We start from the raw sequence: 17,884 nt of genomic DNA on the forward strand, positions 1-17,884 counted from the left end.
TAGGGAATACACAATGAAACAATCCATGCACCTGATCGTCCGCGCCGCCATCACAGCCGCTGTTTTCACCCTCGCCAGCGGCAGCGCCCTGGCCGCCTCCAATCTGCAAGTCGTCGACTCGCATAGCGTCAGCCTGTTTACGGCCAGCGGCGGCGCTTTCGGCGCCGGCAGCAGCATTTCGCCGACCTTGTGGCAAGTCAAGTACGACAGCAATACCTTCCTGGCCTTTTGCCTCGATCCCCATGTTGGGCTGAGCAACGTCTCGAATAACTACAGCAGTGGCGTCTTTGCTGCCAGCGACGCCGTCAAGCGCCTGTACGAGGGCTATTACGCCTCGTCCATCGCGAATGTGTCGACCAACGCCAACAGTGCCGCCGCCTTCCAGGTGGCGTTGTGGGAATTGAACAATGACAACAGCAATGTGTTGACGGGTGAGCTGCGCTTCAGGAGCCTGAGCAATGCAGTCGTGAGCGAAGCGAACGCCATGCTGGGCGTGGCGACAGGCGACGGCAGCATCAAGAACCTGTACAACTACACCAGCCTGAGCAGCGTCAACCCCGCTTCGCAAACCTTGCTGAGCGTGTCGCCGGTGCCGGAAGCGCAAACCTGGGCCATGCTGGTGGCCGGCCTGGGCTTGCTGGGCTTCATGGCGCGCCGCCGCAAAGCCGGTCAATTCTGAAGCAGTAGTCGTTAGCCTGATGTAACTGCTGCGGCGCGTCTGTCACGACGCGCCGCAGTTTTTTATTTTTACAACACCTATCTGAATAGCCGATATTACTATGGCACAATGTTTTTGCAGGCCATCGCCGCGCGACCTTGACAATAGTTTCTCACTGTTCATTGCAACTGTCTGAGATCGGACTTGAGCTCATCATGACGCCACCTTCTGCCGCGCACGCCGCCGACGCTTCTCTCTCCATTTCCTCCGCCGACAGCATCGCCGGGGCGGTGGTGTTCCTGGCGCGCTTTTTCGGCACGGCCGTGCAGGCCGAACGCCTGCGCGCCAGCGTGCTCGCGCATGGCGACCCGGCTGCCGCCGACTTCCTCGACCAGGCGCTGGCCCATGGCAGCCTGGCCGGCACGCCGCTGCCGGTGGATAAATCGCGCCGCCCCACGGAAATGCCGGCCCTGCTGTTGAATGGCGCGGGGCAGGCGCTGGTGGTGCTGACGATCGCTGACGGCAAGTATGAATGCCATGTGCCCGGCATCGAAGGCAGTTCCTGGCTGGATGCGGCCATGCTGGCGCAGGAGGTGCCCGCTGGACGCTGGGTGGCCGTGCGTCCAGTGATGTTCTTCGACCAGCGCAGCTTGCTCTACAGTATGCCGGCGGCGGGGCGCTGGTTCTGGGATGTCTTCAACCGCAACCGCTGGGTCTTTCGCTGGGCCTTGCTGGGCACTTTGGTGCTCAATATCATCAGCGCGCTGGTGCCGTTCTACGCGATGGCCGTGTATGACCGCGTGATCCCGAACAACGCCACCTCCAGCCTGTGGGTGCTGACGATCGCCGTGGTGGCGCTGACCGGTTTTGAACTGGCCATGCGATTGCTGCGCGGCGAACTGGTGGAAACGGCGTCGCGGCGCATGGATGTGGCCCTCTCGTCGAGCATCTTCGCCCAGTGCCTGCGCCTGCGCGCGGCCAGCCGCCCCGCCTCGGGCGGCACGCTGGCCAATACCGTGCGCGATTTCGAATCGGTGCGCGAATTCTTCGCCTCGACCACCCTGACCACCCTGGGCGACTTGCCCTTCCTGCTGCTGTTCCTGCTGGTCATTGCCCTGGTCGGCGGCTGGCTGGTGCTGGTGCCGCTGGCGGCCATTCCCATCCTGCTGCTGGTCGCCTTCGCCTCGCGCGCGGCGCTGGCGCGCCATGTGGCCGCCTCGATGCAGGAAAGTGGCCAGCGCACGGCGCACCTGTTTGAAACCATGAATGGCCTCGACACCATCAAGGCGCTGGGCGCCGAGGCGTGGAGCCGCCGCAAATGGGAAAGCCTGACCGTGGCGATAGCCGCCAACAGCGTCGAGACGCGCGAAATCGTCAGCCGCGTCAATTACATCAACACGGCCGTGCTGGCCCTGTCCGGCACGGCCGTGGTGGCCGTCGGCGCCTTGCTGATGGGCGAACGCCTGCTGACCTTGGGCCAGATCATCGCCGTGAGCATGCTGACGGGCCGCGCGCTGGCGCCCGTCAGCCAGATCGCCGGCTTGATCATGCGCTGGGAGCAGACCAAGCTGTCGTATCACGCACTCAATAAAATCATGGAAGCGCCCACCGACGACGATGCGGCCAGCCTGCAGGCGCCGCCCCTGAGCGGACGCATCGAATTTCGCGACGTGGGGTTTGCGTATCCGCACTCGCCGCCGCTGCTCGATAAACTCAACCTGCATATCCGCGCCGGCGAAAGAGTGGGCGTGATCGGCAAGCTCGGTTCCGGCAAGAGCACCTTGCTGCGCCTGCTGCTCAACCAGTATGGTCCGCAAAGCGGCAGCGTGCTGTTCGACGACCTGGCCAGCACCCAGCTCGAACCGTTGAGCTTGCGCCGCCAGATCGGCTATGTGCCGCAGGACGTGACCCTGTTCCATGGCACGCTACGCGAAAACATCGAATTGGGCCGCAGCCAGCCCGATGACGCCAAGCTGCTCGACGCCATCCGCCTGGCCTGCCTGGACGACATCATCACCCAGTTGCCCAACGGCGTGGCGACGGAAGTGGGCGAGCGCGGTGAGCGCCTGTCCGGCGGCCAGCGGCAAGCCGTGGCCATGGCGCGCGCGCTGCTGGTCAAGCCGCCCATTCTGCTGCTCGATGAACCGAGCAGCATGTTTGATCCGGCCACGGAACAGCGCCTGATCGCGCGCCTGCGCACCTTGCAAGACACAACCATCGTGCTCGTTACGCACCGCATGGCCATGCTGGCGCTGGTGGACCGGCTGATCGTGTTCGACCGTGGCCGCATCGTGGCCGACGGCCCGCGCGACGAGGTGCTGCGCGTCTTGAACGGGCAGGGCGCCAAGCCTGCCGCCGCCGTTGAAGCCACCACGGGAGCGCCGGCATGAGCGCCCTGAATGCCCGTCCCTTGCCGCAGGCGCACCCGGACCCGGAACGCGAGCCGCGGCGCCTCGTCATCCGCATGCTGGCGCTGATCGCCGTGCTGGTGGTGCTGACGCTGGCCTGGGCCACGTTCGCCCAGCTCGACGTGTCCGTGAATGGCCGCGGCGCCATCACGCCGCCATCGCACCTGCAGGAAGTGCAAAGCCTGGAAGGCGGCATCGTGCGCGAGATGCTGGTGCAGCCTGGCCAGCAGGTGCATCGCGGCGATTTGCTGCTGCGCCTGGACACGGCCCAGTATGAAGCCAACCTGGGCGCCAGCGTGCAGAATCGCCTGGCCGCGCTGGCGGGCAGGGCGCGCCTGGACGCGCTGCTGACGGGCGGCACGCCCCGCTTCGAGCCGGCATGGCAAAAGGAAGCGCCCGAGTTGATCGCCAAGGAAACGCAGTTGTGGCGCGACGGCCAGCGCGAATTTGCCTCCGCCACGGCGGCGGCGCGCGAAGGTGTGACGCGCCGGCGCGGCGAACTGGCCGAGGCGCACAGCCGCATCGCCCAGCTCGAGACGGGTCTCAAGATCGGCATGGAAAGCCTGGCGATCGAGGAGCGGCTGTTCAAAGAGGGCGCCGGTTCGCGCGGCGACTACCTGAATGCGCAGCAGCGCGTGCAGCAGCAGCGCACGGAACTCGACGGCCTGCGCAGCTCCGTGCCGCGTTTGCTGGCTACCCTGGCCGAAGCGCAGGCGCAGGCCGGCGAAGTCGAAGCGCGCATGCGCGGCCAGTGGGGCGCGCAGCGCAGCGAATACGAAACCAAGGCGGGTGCCCTGGCCAGCACGGTCAAGGGCCAGCAGGATCAAGTGAGCCGGCGCGACATCACGGCGCCCGTCGACGGCGTCGTCAACCGCGTGCTGGTGGCCACCGTCGGCGGCGTGGCGCAGCCTGGCAAGCCTATTTTGGAAATCGTGCCGGCCGACTCCGAGGTGCTCATCTCCGTACGTGTGAAACCGTCCGATATCGGCTTTATCCATGTGGGGCAGAGCGCCTCGGCGAATGTGCTGGCGTATGACGCCACCACCTATGGCCGCATGAAGGCGCAGGTGGTGCGCGTGGGCGCGGACGCCATACCCGACGAGCGCAACGAGCCGTATTTCGAGGTGCAGCTCAGCACTGACCGCCGCCAGTTGACGGCGCATGGCAAGGTACTGCCGATCACGCCCGGCATGCCGGTCGACGTGGGCATCCTGACGGGACGCCGCTCGGTGATGCAATATGTGTTCAAGCCCGTGCTGCGCGGCTTGCAGTCTTCCCTGCAGGAGCGTTGATGCGTGCCTTATTATTCTGCATGGCATTCGCCTGCGTGAACGCGGCGGCGCAATCCGCGCCGCCGGCCACTTTCCAGGCGCAGTCCATGCGCGGCTTGCCGGCCTTGCTGGCGCGCGCCGTGCCGCGCGATCCGCAAGTGATCGCCGCGCAGGCGGCGCTGGCCACCACCGAGGCGCGCTACAAACAGGCCCGTTCACGCCTGTTTCCGAATGCGGCGCTGCAGGCCACGCGCGGGCGCAGCAACGACCTCGATGGCACGCTGGACGTGCAACGGCGCACGCACCAGGTGGAGGCCAGCCTGCGCTGGAATGTGTACAACGGCGGCGCCGACGGCGCCGAAATGGATGCGGCCGGGCGCGAGGTGGCGGGCGCCGCCTTCGACGTGGAGCGGGCAAGGGCGGACAGCGCGGAAAAGCTGGCCGAAGCCTATTTCGACATGCAGCGCCTGGAACGCAGCCTGCTGCAATCGCAGGAGCGGTTGCGCGACGTGACGCAACTGGTGCAGCAGGTGATGCGCCAGGCGGAGCTGGGCAAGGCATCGGAAGTGGACCGCGAGCTGGCGCAAAGCTCGCAGCTCGATGCGGAACTGGTACACGACGGCTTGCTGACGGACCGTCTGGCCGCGCAGATCAAGCTTGAAGCGCTGGCTTTCGAGCCGGTGGCGCAGTTTGCCGACTTCACTTTTGCGCCGCTGCCGGCGCAGGCATTGGAAAACGCCGACACGCAGCAGGCGCAATTGCGCGCCGCGCGCGAACGCGCCGCCGCCGCCCGGCTGCGCGTGCGCAGCGTGGCGGCCACCCTGGCGCCGAAAGTGGACCTCGATGTCAGCCATCTGTTGAATAACAAGACCACGCCGCCGCCATCGACCATCCAGCAGCGTGGCTGGTCGGTGGGCGTGAGCTGGGAGTTTCCGTTGGGCGGCGGCAGCCTGGCGCAGCGCGACGAGAGCATCAGCCGCGCCCAGGCGGCCGACGCGGATGTGGTCCGCGCCGAGCAGGGCACGCGCGCCGACCTGGCCAGCATGCTGCCCCGTATCGCCAATGCGCAGCGCACCCTGGCCTTGCTGGAAGAGCAGGAAAAGAAGATGGCCTTTGTCGTGCGCGGCGGGACCATCCAGTACGAGGCGGGCCGGCGCAACCTGCAGCAGATCATCCAGACGCGCGACAGCTACTTCACGATACAGCAGCGGCGCATCGACCAGATACACCGTTTGACCCTGGCGCAGATGCGTCAGTACGCCCTGTCCGGGCAGCTGTTGCAGGTATTCGGCCTGGCGCAATAGGAAAATTGCTGCGGGGATGCGGCGCTGCACACATAGTTTCATGCATAAAAAGCCCATTGTGTGGCACACTGCGCGCTCGCATATTATCGTTGTCGCGGGAGCGCATGAGCATCATCAAACAATTTCCCTTCGAGTGGCAGGTCGGCGTGCGCTATACGCGCGCCGGGAAGCGCAGTGGCCGCAACAGCTTCATTTCCTTCATTTCCCTCATTTCCGTGGCCGGTATCGGCCTGGGCGTGGCCGCCCTGATCGTCGTGCTCTCCGTCATGAACGGCTTCCAGAAGGAAGTCACCGACCGTTTGATGTCGGTGCTGGCCCACGTCGAGGTGTTCGACACCAGCGGTTCCATGCCAAACTGGCAGGCGCAAGAGCGCGCCGCCTACGCCAACCCGCAAGTGAAAGCTGTGTCGCCGTTCGTGGAGACGCAGGGCATGCTGCTGAACGACGAAACCATGCGCCCGTCCATCGTGCGCGGCGTGCTGCCGCAGCAGGAAGCGACCGTCTCCAGCGTGGCGAGTCAGATGAAGCAGGGCAGTTTTAATGATCTCACGCCAGGCTCGTACAACATCGTGCTGGGCATCGACCTGGCCAAGGCGCTCGACGTGAAAGTGGGGCAGAACGTGACCCTGATGCTGGAGCGCGAGCCAAGGGCGGGCGACCCGGCCAACGGCATCGTCATGCCGCGCATGCGCGCGCTCAAGGTGGCGGGCATCTTCGAGGCAGGCCATAATGAACTTGATGGCAGCCTGGCGTTTGTCAACATGGCTGATGCGCAGCAACTGCTGCAGCTCGACGGCCCGTCCGGCCTGCGATTGCGCCTGCACGACATGAACCAGGCGCCGCAGGTGGCGCGCGAACTCAAAGCGTCGATGCCGGGCCAGCTGTGGATGCGCGACTGGTCGCGCGCCAGTGCCAGCTGGTATGCACTGGTGCAAAGCCAGAAGAACATGATGTTCATCATCCTCAGCATGATCATCGCCGTGGCCGCGTTCAACCTGGTCTCGACCCTGGTGATGTCGGTGACCGACAAGCAGGCCGACATCGCTATTTTGCGCACGCTGGGCGCCTCGCCGTTCTCCATCATGAAGATCTTCATGATTCAGGGCGCGCTGGTGGGTTTGCTGGGCAGTGCGCTAGGCGTGATCGGCGGCGTCGTGCTGGCGCTGAACGTGGGCGTCATCGTGCCCTTCATCGAAGGTATCTTTGGCCTGCACTTCATCTCCAAGGAAATCTACCAGATCAGCGCCGTGCCGTCGGACGTGCATTGGCTGGACGTGGCGCAGATCGGCCTGATCGCCTTTGGCCTGGCGCTGGTGGCGACCATCTACCCGAGCTGGCGCGCCGCCAGAGTCAAGCCGGCCGAGGCGCTGCGCTATGAGTAATTGGCTGATCAACAAACTGCTGGGGTCAGACCCGGCGGGTCGGACCCCTGAGAATTAACGAATTAATGAGCATGTTAAAAAATCTTCCCTTCGAATGGCTGGTCGGCCTGCGCTACACGCGGGCCGGCAAGCGCAGTGGCCGCAACAGTTTTATCTCCTTTATTTCCCTCATTTCCATGGCCGGCATCGGCCTGGGTGTGGCGGCGCTGATCGTCGTGCTGTCCGTGATGAACGGCTTCCAGAAGGAAGTGACGGACCGCATGCTGTCCGTGCTGGCCCACGTGGAAGTGTTCGACAACAGCGGCAGCATGCCGGACTGGCGCGCCGAAGCGGCGCAGGCGTTCAAGAATCCGGCCGTGAAAGGCGCGGCGCCGTTTGTGGAAACGCAGGGCATGCTGCTGCGCGACGATGCACTGCGCCCCGCCATCGTGCGCGGCGTGCTGCCCGAGGAAGAGCCGAACGTGTCCGACGTGGCTGGCCAGACGCGCATGGGCAGCTTCAAGGCGCTGCAGCCGGGCACCTTCAATATCGTGCTGGGCATCGAGCTGGCGCGCGCCTTGCGCGTCAACCTCGGTGAAAAAGTGACGTTGATGCTGGCGCAGGGCCAGGTCACGCCGGCCGGCGTGCTGCCGCGCATGCGCAGCTTCACCGTCAGCGGCATCTTCCAGGCAGGCCACAATGAATTCGACGCCGGTCTGGCCTTCATCAATATCGAAGACGGCCAGCGTTTGCTGCGCCTCGACGGCCCGTCCGGCCTGCGTTTGCGCCTGGCCGACATGAACCAGGCGCCGCAAGTGGCAGCAGAATTGAAAAAAACCATGCCGGGCGACCTGTGGCTGCGCGACTGGTCCAAGCTGAACGCCAACTGGTTCGCCGCCGTGCAGACGGAAAAGCGCATGATGTTCATCATTTTGACCCTGATCATTGCCGTGGCGGCCTTCAACCTGGTGTCGACCCTGGTGATGACGGTGACGGACAAGCAGGCCGATATCGCCATTTTGCGCACGCTGGGCGCTTCTCCCCGCTCCATTATGAAGATCTTCATGATCCAGGGCGCGCTGGTGGGCATCCTGGGTACGCTGCTGGGTGTGGGCGGCGGTGTGCTGGTGGCGATGAATATCGACGTCATCGTGCCCTTCATCGAGCACCTGCTGGGCGTGCAGTTCCTCTCCAAGGATATTTACTTCATCAGCACCGTGCCGTCCGACCTGCGTTGGCCCGACGTCACCAAGATCGGCGTGCTGGCCGTGATCCTCGCCTTTTTGGCGACCCTGTACCCAAGCTGGTGGGCTGCCCGCGTCAAACCTGCGGAAGCCCTGCGCTATGAATAAACCACTGACGACTACCATGACCGATCTGAACAAACCTGCCTCCAACGGCGCTTCCGCTGATTCCGCCGTCCTGTCCTGTCGCGGTCTGGGCAAGACTTTTACGCAGGGCAGCTACAAGGTGCAGGTGCTGGCCGGCATCGACATCGACGTCCACCGCGGCGAGCGGGTCGCCATCGTCGGCGCCTCCGGCTCCGGCAAGTCGACCCTGCTGCACCTGCTGGGCGGCCTCGATACGCCCACCAGCGGCAAGGTCACCTTGCTGGGCAAGGATTTCGCCACCCTCAGCGAAAAGGCGCGCGGCGACTTGCGCAATGCCTCGCTGGGCTTTGTCTACCAGTTCCATCACTTGCTGCCCGAGTTTTCCGCGCTGGACAACGTCGCCATGCCGCTGATGATACGGCGCATGAAGCGCGCGCCCGCTACCGAACTGGCGCAGCAAATTCTCACGCGCGTGAACCTGGCCAAGCGCGTCACGCACACACCGGGCGAATTGTCTGGCGGCGAGCGCCAGCGCGTGGCCCTGGCCCGTGCCCTCGTCACGCAGCCGGCCTGCGTGCTGGCCGATGAACCGACGGGCAACCTCGATCACGCCACGGCAGAACAGATTTTTGACCTGATGCTGGAATTGTCACGCACCCTGGGCACGGCCTTCGTCATCGTCACGCACGATATTGAACTGGCCAAGCGCTGCGACCGCGTACTGCGCCTGACGGACGAAGGGCTGCAGCCTTATCAATACTGAGCAATATTAAGGAGCCGCCATGCTGTGGATCGACACGCACTGCCACCTCGACGCGCATGAATTCGGCGGCGAATCGCTGCAGGTGGCGGCGCGCGCGGGCGCGCAAGGCGTGGCGATGATTGTCATTCCCGCCGTCGAACGGGCCAATTTCAGCATCGTGCGCGAGCTGGCGGCAGCAGCGCCCAACGCCTGCTATGCACTCGGCATCCACCCGATCTACGTGCCGCACGCCACCGAGGACGATTTGATCGCCCTGCGCGAGGCCGTACAAGCTGCGATGGCCGACCCGCGTTTCGTCGCCATCGGCGAAATCGGCCTCGATTTCTTCCTCCCCATGCTGTGCGAACCGGCCATGCGCGCCAGGCAGGAGCATTTTTTGCGCGAACAGCTGAAGATCGCCCGCGACTTCGATTTGCCCGTGCTGACCCATGTGCGCCGCTCGCAGGACATCGTCCTCAAGCACGCGCGCCAGATCCGTCCGAACGGCGGCATCGCGCATGCGTTCAATGGCAGCTTCCAGCAGGCGCAGGCTTATATCGACCTCGGTTTCAAGCTCGGTTTCGGCGGCGCCATGACGTTTACCCGCGCGCTGCAGATACGCCGCATGGCTACCGATTTACCTTTGGCGTCCATCGTGCTGGAGACGGATGCGCCCGACATTTCCCCCAGCTGGGTCCACCCGGGCCGCAACAGTCCCGAAGAATTGCCGCGCATCGGCGCCGTACTGGCCGAATTGCGCGGCCTGGATATTGCGCAAGTGGCGGCTGCGACCAGCGTCAACGCGCGCACCGTGCTGCCCCGATTACCCTTGATGGAAATATCCTCATGAACAAGAAGATCATCACCGGCGCCCTGGCGGCCTGCATGTCCACCGTGTTGGCGCCTGCCATGGCGGCGCCAAGCGCCCAGTGCGATGGCATGCCGCGCCTCGACGTCACCACGCCGGCCGGCTTTTGCGTGGCCGTGCTGGCCGACGGTTTGAAATTCCCGCGTGGCGTGCTGCCGCTGACGAATGGCGACATCCTCGTCACGGACATGGCGGGATGGGCGCCGAAGCAGGGTAAATTGTGGCTGTTGCAGCGCAAGGCGGCCGGCGCCGGTTACGAGCGCAAGCTGTTGCTCGACAAGCTAGATCGCCCGAACGGCATCGTGCAGGGACCGGACGGCATGGTCTACGTGGGCGAGGTGGGACGCATCTTCCGCTTCGACTTGCGCGATCCCGCACGCGCCCTCACCGACATCATCGGCGGCACGGCGAAGACACCGCGCCTGCCGGGCCTCGGTTTGCACCTGCTGACGACCATGCGTTTCAGCCCCAAGGGTGACCTGTATGTGAACGTGGGCTCGAGCACCGACCACTGCGAGAACGATGGCAAGGCGCCCGACCCGGCCAAGGCCTGTGCTTCGGCGGAAGGTCCGGAAGCGCTGGGCGCCATCCGCGAATACAAGATGGACTGGCCAGCCGGCACGGTGACGGGCTGGCGCACGCATGCGCGCGGCTTGCGCAATTCCATGGCGCTGGCTTTTCACCCGGCCACGGGCGAGCTGTGGCAGGCGGAAAATGCGCGCGACGCCATCCAGGCCGCCATGCCGCAGCTGAAAAGCGACGAGAACCTGCCGCATGAAGAACTCAATTTGATCAAGGCCGACCGGCACTATGGCTGGCCGTACTGCTACGACGACAACGTCGCCAGCCCCGAGTATCCGAAGACGGCTTGCGCCGCCCAATACACGGCGCCGCAGCGCCTGCTGCCTGGCCACGCCGCGCCGCTGGGCATGACGTTCTACACGGCCAGCCGCTTCCCTGAACTGTACAAGAATAGCCTGATCATCGGCTACCACGGCTACCGCGGCAATGGCCACCGCCTGGTGGCCCTGCTGCCCGACAAGGCCGGCGCGCCGCTGGGCAAGTCCGTCGAATTGATCGGCAACTGGGAGCGCAAGGGCAAGCAGGGCAGGGGTGCGCCCGTCGACGTGAAGCAGGGCCAGGATGGCGATATCTATATGGCCGATGACCATAATGGGCTGGTGCTCAAGCTGCATTACGCGGGGCCGGGCACGCCGTAACGTTCACCGGCCTCGCAGACGTAGGTCGGGTTAGGCCAAAGGCCGTAACCCGACACCCGTAGCGCCAACAATGTCGTCGGATTACGCGCGCCCTTCGGAGGCGCTAATCCGACCTACGCTTGACCTCGCTCAGTGCGGGACAGCCGCATCGTTCTACAATCGGCCAGACCTTCCCCACTGACCATGGATGGCCATGCATGTCTCCTCCCTTCTCATTGTATTGAGCCTGAGCCTCCCCGGCGCACGCGGGCAGGGCGTGGCCTATCCTCCGGCGCCGCGCCTGAGTGCCGACCAGCTGATCGCGTATTACCAGGAGGGGCCGGCCAAGCGAGCGATGGCCGATGCTGTCTTCCTGCTCGATCAGCGCTACGCCAAAGGCTACCTGGCCGGCGTGGCCGATGCGGCGCAGGGCCGCCTGTGGTGTGATACGGGCCGCGTGAAGTCGCTGGAAATCGATGCGCAGGTCGTTGCTGATTTGAAGAAATTGCCTGCCAGAGCGCGCCAGGGTGACGCTTCCACCCTGATCGTCGCCATCCTGGCGCGGCGTTTCCCCTGTTCCACCCCACCACCTGGAGGCTGACGTGAAACCTGCATTCATCAAGCTGCGTGAGAATTATTCCAGCGTGGGCGCCGTCGATCAGGCTGCCCTGTTCGGCGAAATCGGCTGGGAAGACTTGATCGGCAAGGACAGCTTTGCCAACACCTGCGCCATCCGCGTCAGCCTGGCCCTGATCAAGGTCGGCGTCAAGGTTAAGGGCCGCATGGCCATTCGCAAGGGGCCGTTCAAGGGCGCGCTGATCGAACCGGGACAGGCCAAGCTGGCGCATATGCTGGCCAGCCCCTCGATGTTTGGCGCACCCGAGAAATTCAGCCGCGATGCGGCCATCGCCGGCATCGGCCAGCGCAAGGGCCTCGTCGCCTTCTTCCGCATTCCCGGTTACCTGGGTGGCGCGGGCGGGCATATCGACATCCTGCTGCCATCCATCGGCGTGAAAGTGTGCGGTTCCGAGTGCTACTGGGATTGCGCGGAAGTGTGGTTCTGGGAAATTCGTTGACGCTTATTTGAACTTTTTGCCCGCGCGTCCACGCGATGCCGCATTGTGCGCGCGCAGGATGGAGTCGACCCGCTCCGACGCATCGCGCGACAGGTTTTGCGCCACGGCGATATCGGGGAAGAATTCGGGCAGGCGGTAGCTGAGCCACGCATACGCCGAGTAGTAGCGGCAAGTGTCTTCCACCTGCTGCAGATTCTGCGTGCTTGCGCCATACGCGTGCTGGCGCAAGGTGCTGGTTTTTCCCTGCGACAGATTCTTCGACCAGTGTTCCCACGCCGTTTGCAAGGACGGCACCTTGCTCGATATCGGCACCAGCGACAGGGTGAATTTGTCGGCCACGGACAGGGGTAATGTGTCGAGCCAGACGGCGCGCTCCTTCTGGTCTTCGGTGATGCGGGGGAAGAAGAAGCCGTCCGGCACGTCGATGTTGTGGATGAAGCGGCGCAGCAGCTTTGACAGCGACAGTTCGCCCGTCACCGACGAAATGCGGTGCAAATGTTCGAGCGAGGGCGCCACGGCAAAGCCGCTGGTATTGAGCGGGTGCAGCTTTTCCTGGAGCAGGGCGCGCATCACTTCATGTGTCTCGTTGTCGTAGCCGGCCACCAGGCCCTCTTCATGCACGCCATAGCGGCCCGCGCGCCCGGCGATCTGGCGCGCCAGCGCGGCCGAAATCTCTTCCTCTTCGCGGCCATTGTATTTGACGCAGGTGGTCATGACGATGCGCGCGATCGGCATGTTCAGGCCCATCGCCAGCGCGTCCGTGCCGACGACGATATCGGCCGTGCCGTCGCGGAAGCGCTGCGCCTGGGCGCGCCGCACTTCGGGCGACAGATTGCCGTAGACGGTGGCCACCGACAATCCCGTTTCCGTGATCATGTCGCGCCACATCAGCACTTCGCGGCGCGAAAAGGCGATGACGGCGTCGCCGCGGCGCAGGTTGCGCACCTTGCGCACGGCGCTCGCTTCCATCGACAGGGGCGCCATGCGTTTGAGTACATGCACTTCCAGCGGGCAGTCCAGACGCTCGGCCAGCGCCTCGATGGCGCGCCGCGCTTCCGGCGCGCCCACCAGGTACACGGTGTGGGCCGGCGCACCGCAGACGGCGGCCGTCCACGCAGCGCCCCGGTCCGGGTCGGCCAGCATCTGAATTTCATCGATGACAGCCACTTCGACGACGGTTTTCGTGTCCAGCATTTCCACCGTGCTGGCCACGTGCGTGGCGCCGTCGACGACCCTGCGCTCCTCGCCCGTGATCAGGCTCACGGCCAAGGGTTTTCCGTGCGGCGCGGCTTCCTGCAACCGCTCGTAATTTTCCAGGGCCAGCAAGCGCAATGGCGCCAGGTAGATGCCGCTCTTTGCTTTCACCAGCGCTTCCATCGCGCGGTGCGTCTTGCCGGAATTGGTGGGCCCGAGCAGGGCGATGAAGCGGCGCGGCAGGCGGCGCGCCATCTCGAACGAGGCGGGATACTCGGCCAGGTTGATGCTCTGGCGCGTGCGCGCCGCATGCTGTTCTTCCTGCTGGCGCTCGATGGCGTGATGGAAGCGCTGGCGGATGCGGTCGAAGACCATGCCGGCCGGCTCCGACGTCTGCATGTCGGCCAAGGTGTGCAGGAAGACCATCGGGTCCGTATCCACATCCTCGCTCAAGCCCGCGATATCGGCGACGAAATCCATCACATGCTGGCGCAGCTCCTCGAAGACGGCCGCGCTGGCCCGTTCGCGCACCAGGGCCAGCTTTGCCTCGCGGTCCATCTTGCGCCACTTGGCGGGCCGCGCCAGCACGCCTTGGCTTGGTACCAGCGCATACGGCACCACCAGATGCCCGGCCTTGACCACGCCGGAGAAGCGCACGAAGACGCGGCCTTCCATCTTGACCAGGCGGATATGCTCGGCCAGCGCCCCCAGTTCCGCGACCAGGGTGGCGTCGTTATTGTCTTCGGTGCTGTCGGAAATGTCGCTGGAAGTGTCGGGAGGAAGTGCGGAGGAAGTCATGTCGTGCCTGGGTGTTGAAGTAAGCGAGGCCGATTATACCGTCGATGGGGACGGGCGGTGGTGGCGCCAGCCTTGGCGCTTGCATGTTCAGGCGGCACGTGCGCGCACCAGGCGCAGGCCCCAGCCGGTAGCGATTGTCCCGTCACCGGCTTGCAGCGGCGTCACGGCATCCAGGAACGCGCTGCGCAGGCGCTGCCTGGCGTCGTCGTCCAGGCGGTCGATATCGTAGGTGTCAAGCAGGGCGGCCCACAGTGCGGCCGGCGTGGGCGTCCATGGCACGTCGATGTCGTCGAATTCAACGTCTGCGAAACCGGCATCGAGCAGTTCGCGCCAGCCCGCTTCCGACCCCGCGCGCCGGTCGCCGAAACGCAGCGGCGGCAACGCGTCGCTGGCGATGGGCTTGAAGACGCGCATGAAAACCTCGTTCACATCACCCAGCAAAAAAGTCCTGCCGACGATGGTGGCGAACTGGCCGCAGGGGCGCAGCACGCGGCGGATTTCCCGCATGACCTGTTCAATGTCGTCCATCAGCATCAGCGCCATGTGAGAGACGAGGCAGTCGATGCTCGCGTCCGGCACATCGAGCGCCTGCCCGCGCCCCTGCTGCAGCCAAACTGAGGCGGGCAGGGCGGCGCGCGCTACGGCCAGTTCAGCCTCGCTCATGTCGACACCGAGCAGTTGCAGCTGGGGCTGCCGCCTGGCTGCCAGCAAGCCCAGCAAATGACCATCGCCGCAGGCCAGGTCGAGCACGCTCAACGGCGTGTCCACGGACGGTACCAGGCTGGTCAGCACGTCATAGGACGAGGCCCAGCTGCCGGCAGGGGAATTGGCCTGCAGATGGGCAAACGCGGCGCTGGTCACGCCGACTTGCCGTTGATGAAAATCCTGCAAATAGGTTTCGGCCGCTGTCAGTGGGGGCATGCAAGGTCCGTAAAGTCGTGGCGCCCTGGCGCCGGGTGGTCATCTTAGCATGAGGAAAGTGTCGCCTGCGGTGGTGGCGGATGGCGTGCATGCGCGTTCTTATCCACGCACCATTGCGCCAGATCAGACGGCAAAGAGTAGAAAGCGATCAGAGTATCTGAGTCCCTTTCGCAGCGAGCGGATTTTGCCTTGATCCTGCCTTGATTCTGCCTTCTTATGCGCACCCTGATACTCGGCTTTGCCGCCGGCGCCGCCTGGCTGCAGACACAGGCCAGCTTGCCGCCCCATGCGGGCGCGCTGCTGTGGCTGATCGCTGGCGCAGGGGTGCTGGCGAGTTTGCTGTTGCGCCGCCACGCGCACTGGCGCTCGGCTGTCGCGCTTGCCGCTGGTGTGGGATTGGGCTTCTATTGGGCCGCCTGGCTGGCCCAGGCCGCCATGGCGCCGCAACTGGCGCTGGCCGATGAAGGCCAGGACATTACCGTCATGGGCACGGTGGCCAGCCTGCCGTACCGTTTCGAGCAGGGCGTGCGCTTCAATTTTTCTGTGGACAAGGCAGTTGGCGCGCAGGTGCCACCTTTGATCGCCCTGTCCTGGTACGCGGGTTTTCGCGATGAGGTGACGAACGAGGTGGGCGACGTGCAGCCGGGCGAGCGCTGGCGCCTGACGGTGCGGTTGCAGCGTCCGCACGGCAACGCGAACCCGATGGGTTTTGATTACGAAGCATGGCTGCTGGAGCAGGGTGTGCGCGCCACGGGCTATGTGCGGCCGCAGCCGCGCGCCGATACGCCGAACGTGCGCCTGGCGGCCTTCGTGCCCGGCTTCGGCAACGTGGTGGAGGCCAGCCGCGCGGCGTTGCGCGCGCGTATCCTGCGCAGCCTGGAAGGCAAACAGTATGCGGGCGTGATCGTGGCACTGGTGGTGGGCGACCAGCGCGCCATCCCCCAGTCGGACTGGAAAGTGTTCAACCGCACGGGCGTGAGCCATTTGATCTCGATATCGGGTCTTCACATCACCATGATCGCGGGACTATTCGCCCTGGGCGCGGGCGCGCTGTGGCGGCGCTCGTTTTTCACGGAGCGGCAACTGCCTTTGCTGTTGCCGGCGCAAAAAGTGGCGGCCCTGGCCGGCGCGCTGGCGGCATTTGTGTATGTGCTGCTGGCAGGCTTCGGTGTGCCCGCGCAGCGCACCTTGTATATGTTGCTGGTGGTGGCGCTGGCCTTGTGGCTGGGGCGCATCACCAGCATAGTCCACGTGCTGTGCCTGGCGCTGGGCGTGGTGGTGCTGCTCGATCCGTGGGCCGTGCTGTGGCCTGGTTTCTGGCTGTCGTTCGGCGCCGTCGCCAGCATGCTGTACGCGACGGCGGGCCGCACCACGGCACCCTTGCCGGAGAGCGCCAGCCGCTGGCGGCGTCTGCGCGCGGCCGTGGTGCTGGGCGCGCATACGCAGTATGTGGTGACGGTGGGACTGGTGCCCTTGACGATGCTGCTGTTCTCGCAAGTGTCATTGGTCAGCCCCGTGGCCAATGCGCTGGCCATTCCCGTCATCAGCCTGGTCGTCACGCCCTTGTCCCTGGTGGGCAGCCTGCTGCCCGCGCCCCTGTGTGACTGGTTGTTGCTGCTGGCGCACGCCATCGTGCAGATGCTGGCGCAGGTGCTGGAATGGCTGGGGGCGCGCCGCTTTGCCGTGTGGACGGCGCCCGCGCCGCCAATCTGGAGTTTTTGCTGGGCATTGTTTGGCACGGCCTGGCTGCTGGCGCCACGCGGATGGCCCCATCGCTGGGCCGGCATGCTGGGCTGGCTGCCCCTGCTGACGGCCTTGCCGTCCAGCCCGCCACCTGGCCAGATGTGGGTCACGGCCTTTGACGTGGGCCAAGGCATGGCCGTGCTGGTGGAAACGCACGCTCACCGCCTGCTCTACGACACGGGACCCGCCTACAGCCTCGACTCCGATGGCGCCAGCCGGGTCATCGTGCCTTACTTGCGCGCGCGCGGCATAGCCAGGCTTGACGGCGTGATCATTTCCCACAGCGACCTCGATCACGCGGGCGGCGCCGTATCCTTGCTGGAAAACATAGACGTAGGCTGGCTGGCCTCGTCGCTGTTCGACGGCCACCCGGCCGTCGAGGCCCGGCGGCAAGCCCAGCGTCCGTATCTGCACTGCATGGCGGGCCAGCGCTGGAGCTGGGAAGGCGTGCACTTCGCCATGCTGCACCCGCTGCCCGCCAGCCACACGGACATTGCACTGAAACCGAACGCCCGCAGTTGCACCGTGAAAATCACGGCGGGCAAGCATGCGATCTTGCTGGCCGGCGATATTGAAGCGGCGCAGGAAGCACAATTGCTGGCGCGCTCGGCGGAGGGCGAACTGGCCGCCGAGGTGCTGCTGGCACCGCACCACGGCAGCGGCACCTCATCGACACCGGCATTTCTGAACGCAGTCCATCCGGCCCTGGCAATTTTCCAGGTCGGACACCGGAACCGCTATAAACATCCGAAGCCGCAAGTGTATGCGCGCTATGGCGACATGGGCATTGCGCGGTTGCGCACGGATGTGACGGGGGCGGTGGTGCTGGAGTTTGGGGAAAATATTAAAGTGTCATGGTATCGCACCCAACATGCTCGTTATTACTACGGCCACTGAACAGCAATATGGCTTTCTTTGTCTGGTATATAGATATTGGCTTGGAGAAAGATTCATGATTGCTTGAAACAAATCATAGCTTGCGCAGAATCCGTAAGCATGCCGACCGATAG

General features: G+C 64.9%; 14 protein-coding genes. 12 read left to right on the top strand and 2 right to left on the bottom strand.

The window, feature by feature from the left end:
* The first annotated feature begins 13 nt into the window (after nucleotides 1-13).
* From ACP7EG_RS05725 to ACP7EG_RS05775, 11 genes are all read left to right on the top strand, one after another.
* Nucleotides 14-679 carry a PEP-CTERM sorting domain-containing protein gene (locus tag ACP7EG_RS05725; RefSeq protein WP_426086799.1) on the top strand — a complete coding sequence of 222 codons (666 nt, stop codon included), beginning with the start codon at nucleotides 14-16 and terminating at the stop codon, nucleotides 677-679.
* A 194-nt stretch (nucleotides 680-873) separates the two neighbouring features.
* Nucleotides 874-3,048: a type I secretion system permease/ATPase gene (locus ACP7EG_RS05730; RefSeq protein ID WP_426086800.1), complete on the top strand. Its 2,175-nt coding sequence runs from the start codon at nucleotides 874-876 to the stop codon at nucleotides 3,046-3,048.
* Nucleotides 3,045-4,358, top strand: coding sequence for an HlyD family type I secretion periplasmic adaptor subunit (locus tag ACP7EG_RS05735; RefSeq protein WP_426086801.1), 1,314 nt, complete (start codon nucleotides 3,045-3,047; stop codon nucleotides 4,356-4,358). Before ACP7EG_RS05730 ends, ACP7EG_RS05735 begins: the two co-directional genes overlap by 4 nt.
* Nucleotides 4,358-5,641 carry a TolC family protein gene (locus ACP7EG_RS05740; protein ID WP_426086802.1) on the top strand — a complete coding sequence of 428 codons (1,284 nt, stop codon included), beginning with the start codon at nucleotides 4,358-4,360 and terminating at the stop codon, nucleotides 5,639-5,641. Before ACP7EG_RS05735 ends, ACP7EG_RS05740 begins: the two co-directional genes overlap by 1 nt.
* Nucleotides 5,642-5,745: 104 nt before the next feature.
* Nucleotides 5,746-7,023, top strand: a complete 1,278-nt coding sequence (locus tag ACP7EG_RS05745) for a lipoprotein-releasing ABC transporter permease subunit (protein ID WP_426086803.1) — start codon at nucleotides 5,746-5,748, stop codon at nucleotides 7,021-7,023.
* 65 nt (nucleotides 7,024-7,088) lie between these two features.
* Nucleotides 7,089-8,354: a lipoprotein-releasing ABC transporter permease subunit gene (locus ACP7EG_RS05750; RefSeq protein ID WP_426086804.1), complete on the top strand. Its 1,266-nt coding sequence runs from the start codon at nucleotides 7,089-7,091 to the stop codon at nucleotides 8,352-8,354.
* Between the two features lie 16 nt (nucleotides 8,355-8,370).
* Complete coding sequence (gene lolD / locus ACP7EG_RS05755; RefSeq protein ID WP_035819561.1) at nucleotides 8,371-9,096, top strand: lipoprotein-releasing ABC transporter ATP-binding protein LolD; 726 nt, start codon at nucleotides 8,371-8,373, stop codon at nucleotides 9,094-9,096.
* Nucleotides 9,097-9,118: 22 nt separating this feature from the next.
* Entirely contained in the window at nucleotides 9,119-9,925 is an 807-nt protein-coding gene (locus ACP7EG_RS05760; RefSeq protein ID WP_426087142.1) for a TatD family hydrolase, read from the top strand.
* The gene (locus ACP7EG_RS05765; RefSeq protein WP_426086805.1) at nucleotides 9,922-11,163 is read left to right on the top strand and encodes a PQQ-dependent sugar dehydrogenase; all 1,242 of its coding nucleotides are present in this window, start codon (nucleotides 9,922-9,924) and stop codon (nucleotides 11,161-11,163) included. The genes ACP7EG_RS05760 and ACP7EG_RS05765 overlap by 4 nt, the downstream gene beginning before the upstream one ends.
* A 193-nt stretch (nucleotides 11,164-11,356) precedes the next feature.
* On the top strand, nucleotides 11,357-11,743 hold the full coding sequence (locus ACP7EG_RS05770; protein ID WP_426086806.1) for a Rap1a/Tai family immunity protein: 387 nt from the start codon (nucleotides 11,357-11,359) through the stop codon (nucleotides 11,741-11,743).
* 1 nt (nucleotide 11,744) lies between these two features.
* On the top strand, nucleotides 11,745-12,218 hold the full coding sequence (locus ACP7EG_RS05775) for a T6SS effector amidase Tae4 family protein (protein WP_426086807.1): 474 nt from the start codon (nucleotides 11,745-11,747) through the stop codon (nucleotides 12,216-12,218).
* 3 nt (nucleotides 12,219-12,221) lie between these two features.
* Here the strand turns inward: ACP7EG_RS05775 and ACP7EG_RS05780 are convergent, their stop codons facing one another.
* Entirely contained in the window at nucleotides 12,222-14,210 is a 1,989-nt protein-coding gene (locus tag ACP7EG_RS05780) for a helicase-related protein (protein WP_426086808.1), read from the bottom strand.
* Nucleotides 14,211-14,297: 87 nt separating this feature from the next.
* The gene (locus ACP7EG_RS05785) at nucleotides 14,298-15,131 is read right to left on the bottom strand and encodes a class I SAM-dependent methyltransferase (RefSeq protein ID WP_426086809.1); all 834 of its coding nucleotides are present in this window, start codon (nucleotides 15,129-15,131) and stop codon (nucleotides 14,298-14,300) included.
* A 216-nt stretch (nucleotides 15,132-15,347) separates the two neighbouring features.
* Here ACP7EG_RS05785 and ACP7EG_RS05790 point away from each other — a divergent pair, with 216 nt between their 5' ends.
* On the top strand, nucleotides 15,348-17,771 hold the full coding sequence (locus ACP7EG_RS05790) for a DNA internalization-related competence protein ComEC/Rec2 (protein ID WP_426086810.1): 2,424 nt from the start codon (nucleotides 15,348-15,350) through the stop codon (nucleotides 17,769-17,771).
* Nucleotides 17,772-17,884: the final 113 nt, after the last annotated feature.

It is taken from the genome of Janthinobacterium sp. PSPC1-1 (assembly GCF_049897625.1).
Classification (GTDB): Bacteria; Pseudomonadota; Gammaproteobacteria; order Burkholderiales; family Burkholderiaceae_D; genus Janthinobacterium; species Janthinobacterium tructae.

Excerpts from the sequence above, each read along its gene's own strand:
- ACP7EG_RS05735 (WP_426086801.1), top strand. The coding sequence starts at position 3,045 with ATGAGCGCCCTGAATGCCCGTCCCTTGCCGCAGGCGCACCCGGACCCG.
- ACP7EG_RS05785 (WP_426086809.1), bottom strand. The coding sequence starts at position 15,131 with ATGCCCCCACTGACAGCGGCCGAAACCTATTTGCAGGATTTTCATCAA.
- ACP7EG_RS05740 (WP_426086802.1), top strand. The coding sequence starts at position 4,358 with ATGCGTGCCTTATTATTCTGCATGGCATTCGCCTGCGTGAACGCGGCG.
- ACP7EG_RS05780 (WP_426086808.1), bottom strand. The coding sequence starts at position 14,210 with ATGACTTCCTCCGCACTTCCTCCCGACACTTCCAGCGACATTTCCGAC.
- ACP7EG_RS05750 (WP_426086804.1), top strand. The coding sequence starts at position 7,089 with ATGAGCATGTTAAAAAATCTTCCCTTCGAATGGCTGGTCGGCCTGCGC.
- ACP7EG_RS05790 (WP_426086810.1), top strand. The coding sequence starts at position 15,348 with ATGCGCACCCTGATACTCGGCTTTGCCGCCGGCGCCGCCTGGCTGCAG.
- ACP7EG_RS05770 (WP_426086806.1), top strand. The coding sequence starts at position 11,357 with ATGCATGTCTCCTCCCTTCTCATTGTATTGAGCCTGAGCCTCCCCGGC.
- ACP7EG_RS05765 (WP_426086805.1), top strand. The coding sequence starts at position 9,922 with ATGAACAAGAAGATCATCACCGGCGCCCTGGCGGCCTGCATGTCCACC.
- ACP7EG_RS05725 (WP_426086799.1), top strand. The coding sequence starts at position 14 with ATGAAACAATCCATGCACCTGATCGTCCGCGCCGCCATCACAGCCGCT.
- lolD (WP_035819561.1), top strand. The coding sequence starts at position 8,371 with ATGACCGATCTGAACAAACCTGCCTCCAACGGCGCTTCCGCTGATTCC.
- ACP7EG_RS05730 (WP_426086800.1), top strand. The coding sequence starts at position 874 with ATGACGCCACCTTCTGCCGCGCACGCCGCCGACGCTTCTCTCTCCATT.
- ACP7EG_RS05745 (WP_426086803.1), top strand. The coding sequence starts at position 5,746 with ATGAGCATCATCAAACAATTTCCCTTCGAGTGGCAGGTCGGCGTGCGC.